This window comes from Pseudotabrizicola sp. (assembly GCF_030684215.1).
Taxonomy (GTDB): domain Bacteria; phylum Pseudomonadota; class Alphaproteobacteria; order Rhodobacterales; family Rhodobacteraceae; genus Pseudotabrizicola.
This window is the reverse complement of sequence record NZ_JAUXOV010000070.1, coordinates 270,110-283,387: the sequence shown is the minus strand read 5'-3', so window position 1 is coordinate 283,387 and position 13,278 is coordinate 270,110. Positions and strand designations below refer to the sequence as shown.

General features: G+C 64.2%; 12 protein-coding genes. 8 read left to right on the top strand and 4 right to left on the bottom strand.

The genetic code is table 11. The annotated features are described in order from the left end of the window. Positions 1 to 139: 139 nt before the first annotated feature. Together Q8K08_RS15490 and smc are read right to left on the bottom strand one after the other, a co-directional pair. The gene (locus Q8K08_RS15490) at positions 140 to 490 is read right to left on the bottom strand and encodes a hypothetical protein (protein ID WP_304798553.1); all 351 of its coding nucleotides are present in this window, start codon (positions 488 to 490) and stop codon (positions 140 to 142) included. Then, positions 487 to 3,942 carry a chromosome segregation protein SMC gene (smc, locus tag Q8K08_RS15485; protein WP_305250714.1) on the bottom strand — a complete coding sequence of 1,152 codons (3,456 nt, stop codon included), beginning with the start codon at positions 3,940 to 3,942 and terminating at the stop codon, positions 487 to 489. The genes Q8K08_RS15490 and smc overlap by 4 nt, the downstream gene beginning before the upstream one ends. A gap of 170 nt (positions 3,943 to 4,112) precedes the next feature. Here smc and Q8K08_RS15480 point away from each other — a divergent pair, with 170 nt between their 5' ends. The 5 genes from Q8K08_RS15480 to Q8K08_RS15460 all read left to right on the top strand — a co-directional run bounded on the left by Q8K08_RS15480 (position 4,113) and on the right by Q8K08_RS15460 (position 7,610). Then, positions 4,113 to 4,571 carry an N-acetyltransferase gene (locus Q8K08_RS15480; RefSeq protein WP_304798547.1) on the top strand — a complete coding sequence of 153 codons (459 nt, stop codon included), beginning with the start codon at positions 4,113 to 4,115 and terminating at the stop codon, positions 4,569 to 4,571. Positions 4,572 to 4,699: 128 nt separating this feature from the next. Beyond that, positions 4,700 to 5,905 carry a hypothetical protein gene (locus Q8K08_RS15475; protein ID WP_305250643.1) on the top strand — a complete coding sequence of 402 codons (1,206 nt, stop codon included), beginning with the start codon at positions 4,700 to 4,702 and terminating at the stop codon, positions 5,903 to 5,905. Between the two features lie 97 nt (positions 5,906 to 6,002). Then, positions 6,003 to 6,356 carry a CidA/LrgA family protein gene (locus Q8K08_RS15470; RefSeq protein WP_305250642.1) on the top strand — a complete coding sequence of 118 codons (354 nt, stop codon included), beginning with the start codon at positions 6,003 to 6,005 and terminating at the stop codon, positions 6,354 to 6,356. Next, positions 6,349 to 7,077: an LrgB family protein gene (locus Q8K08_RS15465; protein ID WP_304804671.1), complete on the top strand. Its 729-nt coding sequence runs from the start codon at positions 6,349 to 6,351 to the stop codon at positions 7,075 to 7,077. The genes Q8K08_RS15470 and Q8K08_RS15465 overlap by 8 nt, the downstream gene beginning before the upstream one ends. Next, entirely contained in the window at positions 7,074 to 7,610 is a 537-nt protein-coding gene (locus Q8K08_RS15460) for an NADPH-dependent FMN reductase (RefSeq protein ID WP_305250641.1), read from the top strand. The genes Q8K08_RS15465 and Q8K08_RS15460 overlap by 4 nt, the downstream gene beginning before the upstream one ends. Before the next feature lie 69 nt (positions 7,611 to 7,679). Here Q8K08_RS15460 and Q8K08_RS15455 read toward each other — a convergent pair whose 3' ends face one another. Beyond that, complete coding sequence (locus Q8K08_RS15455) at positions 7,680 to 8,720, bottom strand: FAD-binding oxidoreductase (RefSeq protein WP_305250640.1); 1,041 nt, start codon at positions 8,718 to 8,720, stop codon at positions 7,680 to 7,682. Between the two features lie 48 nt (positions 8,721 to 8,768). Between Q8K08_RS15455 and mnmD the strand changes: the two genes are divergently transcribed. Genes mnmD through Q8K08_RS15440 form a run of 3 tightly spaced genes read left to right on the top strand, consistent with a single transcriptional unit; the run spans position 8,769 to position 11,199 of the window. Next, complete coding sequence (mnmD, locus tag Q8K08_RS15450) at positions 8,769 to 9,458, top strand: tRNA (5-methylaminomethyl-2-thiouridine)(34)-methyltransferase MnmD (RefSeq protein WP_304798850.1); 690 nt, start codon at positions 8,769 to 8,771, stop codon at positions 9,456 to 9,458. Continuing rightward, positions 9,455 to 10,321: a DMT family transporter gene (locus Q8K08_RS15445; protein ID WP_304798848.1), complete on the top strand. Its 867-nt coding sequence runs from the start codon at positions 9,455 to 9,457 to the stop codon at positions 10,319 to 10,321. The genes mnmD and Q8K08_RS15445 overlap by 4 nt, the downstream gene beginning before the upstream one ends. Beyond that, positions 10,318 to 11,199, top strand: a complete 882-nt coding sequence (locus Q8K08_RS15440; RefSeq protein ID WP_305250638.1) for a DMT family transporter — start codon at positions 10,318 to 10,320, stop codon at positions 11,197 to 11,199. The genes Q8K08_RS15445 and Q8K08_RS15440 overlap by 4 nt, the downstream gene beginning before the upstream one ends. A 72-nt stretch (positions 11,200 to 11,271) precedes the next feature. On the opposite strand, the gene Q8K08_RS15435 is transcribed toward Q8K08_RS15440, so the two are convergent. Further along, on the bottom strand, positions 11,272 to 13,218 hold the full coding sequence (locus Q8K08_RS15435; RefSeq protein WP_305250637.1) for a lytic transglycosylase domain-containing protein: 1,947 nt from the start codon (positions 13,216 to 13,218) through the stop codon (positions 11,272 to 11,274). Positions 13,219 to 13,278: the final 60 nt, after the last annotated feature.

Below are 13,278 nucleotides of genomic sequence, written 5' to 3'. Positions count from 1 at the left end.
CATTGATCTGGCGGAGCGGCTACGCCGCACGGAGTCACCTCGGCGACGGCCAAGAGGCCTTTGCCTCGGGCGTGGGGGGCGCTGCCCCCGTCCTTCGGACGCCCCCGGAGTATTTTGAAAGCAGCAATCCGGCAGAGTTTCAGTAGCCTTCGCCCGGTTGACGTTGCATGCGGCGCCAGCGGGTGAGGCGGGCCACGGCCTGTTCGGCGAGGGCGGCCCAGAGGTGGAGGGCGTGCAGGCTGTCACAGGGCACGCGCATCAACAGCCGGGTTTCGCCTTGATGGATGTCCATCAGGGCATGCGGGTGACTGGCGTTCCAGCTTTCGCGTTGCGCCTTAGACGCGCGGACCGGCCAGTGCAGGGCGAGCTGCCACTGATCGCCAGCACGCGTGGCGGTAAAATCGACCGAACCGGACCAGAGGCGGGCGTGAATTGTGCCACCTTCGGCCTCTACGGCCAGAAAGCCCGCCTGCCGCAGCGCGTCAATCATGCGACCAGCGCCTCGGCTTTCTTGAGATCGACGCTGACCAGCTGGCTGACGCCCTGTTCAGCCATGGTGACGCCGAACAGCCGGTCCATCCGGGCCATGGTGACAGCGTGGTGGGTGATGATCAGGAACCGGGTTTCTGTGCGGCGGGCCATTTCATCAAGGAGGTCGCAGAAGCGGGTAACGTTGGCATCATCCAAGGGCGCATCCACCTCGTCCAGCACGCAGATCGGGGCAGGATTGGCGAGGAAGACGCCGAAGATCAGGGCGAGCGCGGTCAGGGTCTGTTCCCCCCCGGACAAGAGCGACAGGGTAGCAAGTTTCTTGCCGGGGGGCTGGCACATGATTTCCAGCCCAGCCTCTAGCGGATCATCGGATTCGACCAGAACGAGGCGCGCCTCTCCGCCGCCAAAGAGGTGGGTGAACAGGGTGGCGAAGTTCTGGTTGACCTGTTCGAATGCGGTCAGCAGGCGTTCGCGGCCCTCTTTGTTCAGCCCCGAAATTCCGGCACGTAGTTTCTTGATGGCCTCCTCCAGATCAGTTTTTTCCTTGAGCAGCGTCGCATGTTCACCTGCGACTGTGGCCATGTCTTCTTCGGCGCGCAGGTTGACCGCACCAAGCGCTTCGCGCTGACGCTTCAGGCGCTGCACTTCGACATCAAGGGTTTCTGCATCTGGCATTTTGTCAGGATCAACCGCCAATGAGGCCAAAAGCTCTGCCGGGTTGCAGTCAGCGTCTTCTGCGATACGTTCAGCGGCATAGGCCACGGTCTCGCGGGCCGCATCGTTGCGGGCCTCGGCACGGGCACGGGCCTCGCGGGCCTCGCCGTTCTGGCGTTCAGCGTCGCGTTCGGCAAGTTGCGCCTCTCGCAGAGCGGTTTCGGCCTCGGTCAACGCATCGGCGGCTTTGCGGCGGCGGGCTTCGGCGGTGTCAATGGCGTCGGAGAGTTCCTCGCGCTTTGCAGCGATTTCTTCAGGGGCGGCGCTGGCCTCGTCCAACTCCTCCTCGGTTTGCGCGCGGCGTTCAGCCAGTTCGGTGCTGCGCTTTTCGGCAGTGTCCAGACGGTGACGCCAGCCGGACAATTCCTTGGTTGCCTCTTGGCGGCGGCGCACTCGGGCTTCGCCTTCGCGGCGCAGCTCGTCATGGGCAGAGCGGCGGGTGAGCATGGCCAGACGCGCGGCCTCGACCGCGACCTTGGCGGCTTCGACCCGGTCGCGGGCGGCGTCAAGGTCGGGCAGGTCAGTGCTTGAGCCTTCGGCTTCACGCAGGCGGGTGCGGGCGGCCATCGCCTCGTCTTCATAGCGGGCCACAGCCAGTCTGGCCGACTCCAGCTTGCCCCCGGCGATCGAGGCTTCAGCTTCGGCGCGGCTTGCGGCCCGGTTGGCTTCTGTCACGCGGGCATCGGCGGCGCGGCGCGCGTCGCGGGCCATCTGATCAGCGCGGGCAAGATCGGCAAGACGGGTCTGCAACGCCTCATGCGCGCGCTTGGCGCCTTCGGCACGGGCGGCTACCTGTTCAAGATCAAGTTTGAGTTGCACAAGCCGGTTAAGCTGTTGCAGGCGGGCCGCGGCGGCAGAGGGCGCATCTTCGGCAGAGGCGCGAAACCCGTCCCAGCGCCAGAGGTCGCCTTCAAGGCTGACAAGGCGTTGGCCGGGTTGCAGCATGGGTTGCAGTCTGGCACCCAGCGCACGGTCGACGAGGCCAATCTGGGAAAGCCTGCGGTCCAGCACACCCGGCGCACCGACATGGCTGGCGAGCGGTTGCGCACCTGCGGGCAGCGGCGCAGTATCGTCATAGCCGGGCAGCACCGCCCAGCCAGAGGGCGCCTCGGCCCCGACCTCGGGCGCGCGCAGGTCATCTGACAGGGCAGCACCGAGGGCTTTTTCATACCCCGGTTCGACTGTCAGGCGGTCAAGCAGCTGGTGGCCAGCTTGCGATTCGCGGTCGACCAGCCGGGCCAAGGCGGCGACTTCGGCACGCAGGGCGTTGGCCTCGCCTTCGGCTTCGCCACGCGCGGCGCGGGCTTCGGCCTCGCGGCCTTGCGCTTCGGCGCGGGCGGTTTCGGTTTGCTCCAGCGCCTCTTCTGCCGCTTCGGCCAAGGCGGCGGCGTCTTCCTGACCCTCGGTTGCAGCGGCGTATGCCTCAACGGCAGTTTCGCGGGCGGAGTCGGCAGCAGCGACCATATCACGGGCACGTGCGGCCTCGGCCTCGGCGCGGTCTACGGTCGCACGGGTATCGGATAGCAAGCGCTGCACTGACTGATGGCGGGCGGCGAGACGGGCAGAATCTTCGGTGGCCTGTGACAGCAGGGTTTCGCGGTCTGACAGGATCGCCCCCGCATCACGCGCGGCATCTGCGGCTTCAGTCAGACGGTCGTCATGACCATCATGGGCACGCAGCAGTTGCTCGATCTCCCAGTCCAGACGGCTGATGGTGTCAATCGCATCTCGGTTCAGCCCAGCCTCACGCTCCATATCGCGGTCAAGCTGGGTAATGCGGCCGCGCAGGGTTTCAATCAGCTGCATGGCGCGCGCCTCTTGGTCACCCAATGCGTCACGTTGCAGGACAAGGCGTTGCAGGATGGCGGCGGCGACCGCTTCTTCCTCGCGCTTGGGCGGCAGGGCGTCTTCGCGGGCCTCGCGCGCCTTGGCACTTGCGCGGGCGGCCATGTCGGCCTTGCCCGCGGCCATCAGCCGGTCGCGCAGCTGGGCTTCCGCTTCGGCGCGGGCCTGTTCGGCCTCGCGCCAGCGGCGGAACAACAGCATGCCCTCTGACCGGCGCAGCTCCTCACCGATTTCGCGGTAGCGGGCGGCTTGCCGGGCCTGACGGGTCAGGGTGGCGACCTGTTGCGCCAACCCCTCCAACACATCATCGACGCGCAAAAGGTTCTGCTCGGCCCCCGAGAGTTTCAGTTCCGCCTCATGCCGACGGGCATAAAGCCCCGAAATACCCGCCGCTTCTTCTAGAATGCGGCGGCGGGATTTGGGCTTGGCGTTGATCAGTTCCGAGATTTGTCCCTGCCGCACCAGCGCAGGGGAATGTGACCCGGTAGAGGCGTCGGCGAACAACATCTGGACATCGCGGGCGCGCACATCCTTGGCATTGGCTTTATAGGCCGATCCCGCATCGCGGGTGATCCGGCGCACGATTTCGATGGTATCGGCATCGTTGAAACCAGAGGGTGCCAGACGGTCCTGATTGTCAATAACGATGGACACTTCGGCGAAATGCCGCGCGCCGCGCGTGGCGGCCCCGGCGAAAATCACATCCTCCATCCCGCCGCCACGCATGGCGGTCGGGCGGTTTTCGCCCATGACCCAGCGCAACGCCTCCAGCAGGTTGGACTTGCCGCAGCCATTTGGCCCAACAACACCGGTCAGCCCCTCATGGATCACCAGATCCGTGGGGTCGACAAAACTTTTGAAGCCGTTGAGCCTAAGCCGGGAAAAGCGCACCTGTGCCTCGTTGAGTCGCAAGGTGGCGATGGTCGTGCATTGGGGCGGCCAGAGTCAACAGGGGTGCCCCCGTATCTGGCGGTCTCGCGCTGGTTATCCCCAACATCTTGGTCACTTGCCGAAGGATTTGGTTTCGCGTTTTGTAGCCTGACCGTGAAAGGCCCCGGAAAATGACCCCGCACGAAGCCCAAGCCCCCTATGACTGGTCTGTCATTCTGCGGCTGATCCAGACTGAATTCGCGTCAATGGAGGGCAGGATCGACCCGCCATCTTCGATGCACGCCCTGACCAGCGATGCGATTGCCGGACAGGCGCAAACGGGTGAGGTCTGGGTGATCGGCGCGCCGCCCGTGGCCTGCCTGTTCCTGACGGTCAAACCACAGGCGTTGTATCTGGGCAAACTGGCCGTCGCAGGCAGCCGGCGAGGGCGCGGTCTGGCTCGGGTGTTGATCGACACTGCCGCTGCGCGGGCGCGTGCTTTGGGCCTGCCGATCCTCGAACTGAAGACCCGGATCGAATTGGTGGAAAATCATGCCGCCTTTCGCGCCATGGGCTTCGCCGAGGTCGGGCGCGGCAGCCATCCGGGCTATGACCGCCCCACAACCCTGATCTTTCAGCGCGCGGTCTGAAAAAGCCCGGACAGCCAAAAGACCCGACGCGCGCGCCCCGCGACACCTTGTCCAGCTCTGATAGAATGTCTTGACGGATGGGTCACATATATTCATATTCATGATTATGAATTTGTAGGAGGCCCATCATGCCAACCCTGTCCCGCCCTGCCGACCAATGGTCCCCGCCCTATTTCCTGTCTGCGCTTGGCGCAGGTGGGATTGCTGTGACCTTTTTCCTCTGGCTCTATATGTGGGTGCCACACCCCGGCCAGCCAGTGCCGATCTTTGAAGACGTGGCCCGCGCCTTTGCCATCGGCACCCCATTACAACAGGCGATGATCGCTCTCGCCTATCTGGGCCTTGGGTTTTTTGCAGTCCAGCATGTGCGGCTGATGATCTGGAACCTGCGCCGCTATGCAGACTTCAAACGCAGCCCCGGCTTTGCGGGAGTTCAGAATTCCAACGCCGGCGCCGGCTTGTTCGGCCTGCCCCTGATGCTGGCGATGACGGTCAATGTCAGCTTCTCCGCCGGTCTGGCCTTTGTGCCGGGGCTGTGGAGCGTGGTGGAATACCTGTTCCCGCTGGCGCTGATGGCGTTTGCAGCCCTTGCCGTGATGACCCTGCAGATGATGGGCGCGCATATTGCGCGGTTGTCCGTGGCAGGCACCTTTGACATGACCAAAGCGGGATCGTTCCTGCAAGTGCAGCCCGCCTTTGCGCTTGGCATGATCGGCGTGGGCATGTCGGCCCCGGCGGCGCTGTCAACCTCGCCCACCGTGGCGGGCATCGCGCTGGTGCTGTCCACCATTGTGCTGGTGATCGCTGTGGTCTGGGCAGCGGTTGGCGTCATCCTTGGCCTGCTGGCTATGCTGCAACATGGCACGGTGGCCGAACAGATCCCGACCCTGATGAACATCGTACCCTTGGTGACCGTTCTGGGTATCCTGATGCTGCGTCAAAGCCATGGCCTGCACGTGCATTTTGGCGTGCATGCCGCGCCGGGTGACGATCTGTGGTTCCTGACAGCGCTTCTGGCGGTGCAGATCGGCTTTCTCGGCTTTGGTCTGTCGATCCTGAAAAAGCATGACTATGTGGCGCGCTTCATGACCTCGGCCACACCATCAGCGGGCGCTTATGGTCTGGTCTGCCCCGGTGTCGGCCTGTCGGTTCTGCTGCAGTTCTGGATCAACAAGGCGCTGGTCGGTGCAGGGTTGCTGGCCAAGTTCGGCTTTGCCTACTGGGCGCTGACGTCGGTGCTGGTGATGGTGCAGATCGCCATGGTGCTCTTGGTGCTGGCGCTGAACCGCCGCCACTTTGGCGCGGTGCAAACACAGGCCGTTCCCGCCGAATAACCACCTCCCCCGGACCAAAGGGCGGCTGTCCCCACAGCCGCCCTTTTCTTTTGTGCCAAAGGTCTTAGGGTTGCCAAAACAGCCAAAGGCCACACCCATGCTTCACGCCCTGATCGCCATTCTGATCTGCCAGGTGCTGGGAGAGTCCGCCGCCCGCGTCCTGTCGCTTCCCCTGCCCGGCCCGGTTCTGGGCATGGTACTGATGCTGGCCGCACTGATCGCCTCACCCCGCTTTGCCGCTCTGATCCGCCCCACCGCACAAGGGATCCTGTCGCATCTGTCCTTGCTGTTCGTGCCCGCAGGCGTCGGCGTGGTGGGCCATTTCGCCACGCTTGGCACCCAGACCGCCGCCATCCTGCTGGCGGTTGTCGGCTCTACCATCCTCGCCATCACCGCGGGCGCCTTGACCTTTGCCCTTGTGGCCTGGCTGACAGGATCACGCGATGACTGATTTCGCCGAAATCTGGAGCTATCTATCCCAAGGCCCGCTCCTGTGGCTGACGGCCACCCTGACCGCCTATGCGCTGGGGGATGCCTGTTTCCGGCTCGCAGGGCGCAGCCCGCTGGTCAACCCGGTGCTGATCGCCGTCGCGGCCCTCGCGGTGCTGCTGCATCTGACCGCTACCCCCTACTCCACGTATTTTGAGGGCGCGCAGTTCGTCCATTTCCTGCTTGGCCCGGCCACGGTGGCCCTTGCTTTGCCGCTTTATGACAGCCTGCCCCGGTTACGCCGCGCCCTTTGGCCCACGCTGGCAGCCCTGATCGCAGGCTCGTTCACCGCCGCGCTGTCGGCCCTGGCCATCGGCGCGGCGTTGGGCGTGGATGCAACGGTGCTGGCCTCGCTCGCTCCCAAATCGGCCACCGCCCCTGTCGCCATCGGCATCGCAGAACGCATCGGCGGATCGCCCACGCTGACAGCCGTTCTCGTGATCCTGACCGGGATCACAGGGGCAATTGTCGCCACGCCGCTCCTCAACCTGTTGCGCCTGAAAGACTGGCGCGCGCGCGGCTTTGCGGTGGGGCTGACCAGCCACGGAATCGGCACCGCCCGCGCATTACAGGTTCATCCCACCGCCGGAGCCTTTGCAGCGCTTGGCATGGCGCTAAATGCCGTTGCGACGGCGCTTATCGCGCCGCTGTCCCTGTCCCTGATCCAGCAAGGCTTGCAATGACCCCTACCCTTCTCGGCATCTGTGGCTCCCTCCGTGCGGCCTCCACCAACCGCCTTTTGATGCAGGAAGCCGTCCGCGCCTTTGGCGACTGCACCTTTACCGAAGCCAACCTGCGCCTGCCACTCTACGACGGCGATCTGGAGGAACAGGGCATCCCATCCGAAGTGCAAGCCCTCGCCGACCAGATCACCGCCGCCGATGCCGTGGTGATTGCCACGCCAGAGTATAACAAGAACCTGTCCGGCGTGCTGAAGAACGCGCTCGACTGGGTCAGCCGCACCAAGGGCAGCCCATGGCGCGACAAGCCGGTCGCCATCCTCTCGGCCGCGGCAGGCCGCGCCGGGGGCGAGCGATCGCAATTCTCGCTGCGCCATTGCCTCATCCCGTTCCGTCCGCACCTGCTGCCAGGGCCAGAGGTGTTCATCGCAAATTCAGGCGCTGCCTTTGACGATCAGGGCCACCTCAAAGACGAACGCGCGCAAAAGGGGCTGACAGAGCTGATGCAGCTTTTGCGCAGCCAAATCGCCCGCTGATTTCATCTTGGCAAAAATACTCCGGGGGTCCGGGGGCAGAGCCCCCGGCCATTTGGGCCAAAGCCCCCCTTACAGCGAAGCTTCCACCCGGAACCCGCAGGGCACATGGTCGGCGCCCTCAAGCACAAGATCCACCATCACCTGCGCCACCTTTGGCGCCATGCCAAAACCAATCTTGAACCCGCCATTGGCCACAAACTGCCCCGGCCGCCCCGGCCAGGCCCCCAGCATCGGCGCGCGACTGCGCGCGCGGGGGCGCAGGCCGGCCCAGCGCTCCATAACCCTTGCGTCTTGCAAAACAGGCACAGCCGCAATCGCCCGACCCAGCAGAGCATCGCATTGCGCGTCCACCGATATGGGATCATCCCACTGGTTTTCTGACGTTGACCCAATCGCCACTGTGCCATCCGCATGGGGCACAATATGCAGCCCATCGACCTGCATCTGCGGCAGATCGCTTGCGTCATAGGCCAAAAGCATCGCCTGCCCCTTGACCCCGGCGCCAACGCGGCGCTTTAAATCGTCATTCAGCGCCAGCAACCCTGCCAGACCCGTGGCCCAGATCACCGGGCCTGAGGCCTCCGCCTTACCGATCACCACCTCGCCCCCTTTGGCCCGGATCGCCTGCACCAAAGCCAAAGCCGCCAGACGCGGGTGCAACCGGGCAGACAGGGTGTCATGGATCAGCAAGCCCGTTGGGCTTGCAGGTTCCCAACCTTTCCCTGTGGCAGCAACCACTTGCCACTCAGCACGCCCTTGCCACAAGGACCGAGCCTCCAAGGCCCGGTCCTGAGCGCGCGCGACAGCCTCGGCACTGTCCAGCGGTTGCAGGCGGCCAAACCGGGCATAGCCTGTGGGCAGGCCCGAAACGGTAGCAACCTCGGCCCAGAACGCCCCGGCCATCAGCAGGCTTTCCAGCTGGAAAGCCTTTTTTTCATTCCAGTTCTCCGGCACATGCGGGGCCAGCGCACCGACCACGCCGCCCGACGATCCCGCCCCGATCCGATCCGTCTCGATCAGCCGCACGCGCGCGCCGCGCCGGGCCGCTTCCCATGCGACAGACAGACCAAAGATGCCGCCGCCCCTGACTGTCAGATCGGGTCTTGTCATTTGCTGTGCCTTCTGACCATGGATCACCTGACGCGAGGCATAGGGCAAATGTCGGATATCGAACAGGGTACAGAGCATGATCCAGAGGGTCTGGACTGGCGCGATGGCGTGATTCCGGTCTCGCGCCGTTTTGATGATCCCTACTTTTCGCTGAATGACGGGCTGGCCGAGACGCGGCATGTGTTTTTGGCAGGCAACACTCTGCCGGATCGGCTGCGAGATGGCTTTCACATTGCCGAACTGGGCTTTGGCACCGGGCTGAACCTTCTGGCGGTTCTGATGGCTTGGGCGGATACGGCCCGCCCCGGCACAATTCGTTTCACCAGTTTCGAAGCCTATCCGATGACGGCCAATGACATCTTCCGCGCGCTGGCCCACTTCCCCGCGGCGCAGGCCGTTGCGGGCGAATTTCTGGCGGCATGGGCCAAGGGCGCACGCCAATTCCGCCTGCCCGGGCTGGAGGTTGAGGTGATCATCGGTGACGCGCGCAACACCCTGCCCGCTTGGCAGGGCATGGCGGACGCGTGGTTTCTGGACGGGTTTTCGCCCGCCAAGAACCCTGAACTCTGGTCGCCCGAGATCATGGCCGAAGTCGCGCGCCACACCGCGCCCGGCGGCACCTTCGCCACATATACCGCCGCAGGCCATGTCCGGCGCGCGCTGACCGACGCCGGGTTCACCGTGACACGTCAACCCGGACACGGACGCAAACGGCATATGACGACGGGTGTGCGATGAGCCGGAACCCGCGGCTTGGCATCTGGCTGATGATTGCCGCTGTCGCCGCCTTTGCTGCGCAAGACGGATTTTCGCGCTATCTGGCCAGCGAATACAATACCTTGATGGTGGTGATGGTGCGCTATTGGGTGTTTGCGGGGTTCGTCACCCTGCTTGCCCTGCGCCGACCGGAGGGGCTGCGCAGCGCTGTCGCCTCGCGCCACATGCGCGTGCATGTCGCGCGGTCCTTGTTGCTGGTGGGCGAGATTTGCGTGATCGTCTGGGGCTATACCCTGATCGGTTTGATTGAGAGCCACGCGGTCTTTGCCATCTGCCCGCTGCTGATCGCGGCGTTCTCAGGCCTGATATTGGGCGAGCGGATCATCTGGCAACGCTGGCTGGCAATTGGGGCGGGAATGCTGGGCGTGGTGGTGATCCTGCGTCCCGGCATGGGGGTGTTTACGCCTGCCGCACTGCTGCCCTTGGCGGCGGCGGTGATGTTCGCGCTGTATTCCATCCTCACCCGACTGACCACGCGGGATGAGCCAACGTTTCCGTCATTCTTCTGGCCGGGTGTGATCGGGGCTGGTTTGATGACCGTGGCGGGCCTGCCGAACTGGCAAGCTGTGGCCCCTGCCGACCTGCCCTTGCTGGCCATCTATGCAGTGATCTCGATTTTCTCGCATTGGCTTTTGCTCAAATGCTATGAGCAGATCGAGGCCGCGCGGGTGCAGCCCTATGCCTATTTGCAGATTGTCTTTGTCACCCTGATCGGGTTGACGGTTTACAACGAAACGCTGAGCCCACTGGTGGCATTGGGGGCTGGCATTATCATTGCGGCGGGGCTTTATGCCCTGTCGCTGGAACGGACGGCGAAGACATGAGTGTTGCGCAAAACACAAAGCTCGGCATTTGGCTGATGGTTGGCACGACGTTGATTTTCGCGGTGCAGGACGGGCTGTCGCGCCATTTGGGCGGGACATATAACGTCTGGATGGTGGTGATGCTGCGCTACTGGTTCTTTGCGGCGTTTGTTATCGCTTTGGTGTCGCGCGCACCGGGCGGGATCCGGGCGGCGGTGCGGTCGCGGATGCCAAAGGTTCAGATCTTGCGTGGTGTCCTGCTGGCACTGGAAATCTGCGTGATGGTGCTGGGGTTTGTGGCGCTGGGGCTGGTCGAAAGCCATGCGGTGTTTGCGACATATCCTCTGCTGATCGCCGCGCTGTCTGGCCCCATTCTGGGCGAAACCGTAGGTTGGCGGCGGTGGCTGGCGATTGGCGTCGGCTTTGTGGGCGTCGTGGTGATCCTGCAACCCGGTTTTGGTGTGTTCAAGGTGGAGGCTTTGATCCCGCTGGCAGCGGCGACGATGTTTGCACTTTACGGTCTGCTGACCCGCTATGTTGCGCGCGAGGATGCCGCGATGGTGTCGTTCTTCTGGACCGGAACAACCGGGGCGGTGGTGATGACCGCCATCGGCATCTGGCATTGGGAACCGATGAGTGTTCCCGACATGGGCTGGATGGCGCTGCTGTGCATGACCGCCGCGCTGTCGCACTGGTGCCTGATCCGCGCCTATGAGGTGGCCGAGGCGTCAGCCATTCAGCCTTTGGCCTATCTGCAATTGCCCTTCGCCGCATTGATCGGGCTTTTCGTATTTAGCGAATCCCTCCGGCTGAATGTAGCGACCGGGGCCGGGATCGTGGTGGCCGCCGGGCTGTTCACCCTTTGGCGTCAGCATATGAAAGCCAAGCGCAAGGCTTGATGGGTTGGCCCAAGCGGAGCGTGTAGGAGCGCTCCGCGCGGGAGTATTTGGAAAGCAGCAATCCTGAGGGGATCAGCCTTTTAGCTCGCCCGTTACATTAACCGGGCCGGGGGTGCCGCGCAGTTTGGCGCGGTAAAGGATCACGCCTTCGATCACCCGCATCACATAAGTTCGGGTTTCGGTGAAGGGGATCGACTCCACCCAGTCGATGACATCGACATCAGCGCGGCGCGGATCGCCGTATTCTGTGATCCAGCGGCGCGGGCGGCCGGGGCCTGCGTTATAGCCCGAGGCGACCAGCGCGATGGAGGGGCCGAATTCATCGACCAGTTGTTTGAGATAAGCACCGCCCAGAATGGCGTTATAGCCGGGGTCGCGGGTCAGGCGGCCCGCATCAAACGGCACCGACACCTTGTCGGCCATCATCTTCGCGGTTCCGGGCAAAAGCTGCATCAACCCGCGCGCATCGGCCGGCGAGCGGGCGGAGGGTTCGAATTCGCTTTCGCGCCGCGCGATGGCGAGGGCGAAGGCACGGCTGACCGCCAACCCATCAGGCACCAGATCGGTTATCGGATAGTAGGCGCGCGGCAGAATGATGCTGCGCTCGGCCGCATGTTTACCGATCAGCACCGCGATATGCGGCTCGTTCAGCGCCAAGGCCATATCGCCCAACTGGTCAAGGCCGGTGGCATCAAGGCTTTCGGCCAGATGCAGCCAGAACCGCTTGGCCAGATTGCGGTCGCCTGCGCGCAGGGCCAAAAGAGCAGCCTGATGTACGCTTGAGCGGGTCCAGCCAGCCTGTCGCCAATCGGCGGGGCGGGCGGCGCTGAGCAGGGTTGCATCCAGCGACAGCCCAAGTTTTTCGGCGGCAAGCAAGCCATAATAGGCGGTCTGATGCCGGGCCGCAGACTGATAAGCGCGCTGTGCCGCATCGCGCGCGCCGCCGGCCTCTTGGGCGCGGCCCTGCCAATAAAGCGCGCGTGAAAGGGAAATCGGCGTCGCCACCCCGGCTTCGAGGTGGCGGAAATGCTCCAGCGCGCGGGCGGGATCGTTCAGGCGACGCAGGGCGATGAAGCCCGACAGGAACTCCAGATCGGCATAGCCGCCGCCAGCGGTCAGGTGATGCGATGACGCAACGCGGTACGCCTCGGCAGGACGGTTCTGACGCAAGAGCCAGCGTGTCAGCACGGCACGACGCGCCGCCCAAGCCTGCGGATCGCCCAAAGCGGCGGCATTGGCACTGCGGTCCAGAATCAACGGCAAGGCTTCGTCATAAAGGTCACGCTTCATGCGCCAGATAAAGCGGTCAAAAGCAAGACCCGGATCGGTCGCGCGGCTCTGTGGCACGGCGTTGATCAGTGCTGTCACGCCATCAGCCCCGGTCTGCAACCCCATGCGGGCCTTGGCGAGGGCCTGCCAATCGGCGGGCAGGCGCGGCAACATCCGCTGCGCCTCTGCGCGCCGCTCTTGCCAGAGCAGGCGGTCCATCCGCAGCTCATGCACAAGGGCCACCGATTGAGGGGACAAGGACAGCAACGCCGCTTCATGTTCGGCGGAAAGGGTCAGATCGGACCAGGCCTGCATGGCGCGATCTTCGGCCTGATCCCGGCGGCCAAGGGCTTGAAGCGCGCGGACCAACGCCACGGCACCTTCGCCGGTTTGTGGGGTCTGGCCGTTGAAATAGGCGACCACCCGGTCTGGCGTGTTCGACCGGGCAACGGCGGCTTCACCCTTTTGGCGCAAAAATGGCAGACCCGGCCAATCCGGACGGCGCTTGAGGAACGCTTCATAGTCGCCAAGCAGCCCGTCGCCTGCGCGAAGCTTGCTCCAGACCACCAGATCGCGGGCGACGTCATGCGGGGCGATGGCGGCGGCTCCCGCCCAATCCTTGGCCGAGATGCGGTCCAGAACCTGCCGCATCGCCTGTGTTTCATCTGCCCGCACCGGGCCGGTGAGTGCCAGCGCAAGCACAACAGGCGCCAGCAGCCCCACAACCGTGTTTTTTGATCTTCTGCTCATGGCACGGATTTTGCCCGAAGCCCGTTGGGTCGACAACCCACGATCCTGTCAACCGGGCCA

Coding starts and splice junctions, on each gene's coding strand:
- Q8K08_RS15490 (WP_304798553.1), bottom strand. CDS start 490: ATGATTGACGCGCTGCGGCAGGCGGGCTTTCTGGCCGTAGAGGCCGAA.
- Q8K08_RS15480 (WP_304798547.1), top strand. CDS start 4,113: ATGACCCCGCACGAAGCCCAAGCCCCCTATGACTGGTCTGTCATTCTG.
- Q8K08_RS15475 (WP_305250643.1), top strand. CDS start 4,700: ATGCCAACCCTGTCCCGCCCTGCCGACCAATGGTCCCCGCCCTATTTC.
- Q8K08_RS15470 (WP_305250642.1), top strand. CDS start 6,003: ATGCTTCACGCCCTGATCGCCATTCTGATCTGCCAGGTGCTGGGAGAG.
- Q8K08_RS15465 (WP_304804671.1), top strand. CDS start 6,349: ATGACTGATTTCGCCGAAATCTGGAGCTATCTATCCCAAGGCCCGCTC.
- Q8K08_RS15460 (WP_305250641.1), top strand. CDS start 7,074: ATGACCCCTACCCTTCTCGGCATCTGTGGCTCCCTCCGTGCGGCCTCC.
- Q8K08_RS15455 (WP_305250640.1), bottom strand. CDS start 8,720: ATGACAAGACCCGATCTGACAGTCAGGGGCGGCGGCATCTTTGGTCTG.
- mnmD (WP_304798850.1), top strand. CDS start 8,769: ATGTCGGATATCGAACAGGGTACAGAGCATGATCCAGAGGGTCTGGAC.
- Q8K08_RS15445 (WP_304798848.1), top strand. CDS start 9,455: ATGAGCCGGAACCCGCGGCTTGGCATCTGGCTGATGATTGCCGCTGTC.
- Q8K08_RS15440 (WP_305250638.1), top strand. CDS start 10,318: ATGAGTGTTGCGCAAAACACAAAGCTCGGCATTTGGCTGATGGTTGGC.
- Q8K08_RS15435 (WP_305250637.1), bottom strand. CDS start 13,218: ATGAGCAGAAGATCAAAAAACACGGTTGTGGGGCTGCTGGCGCCTGTT.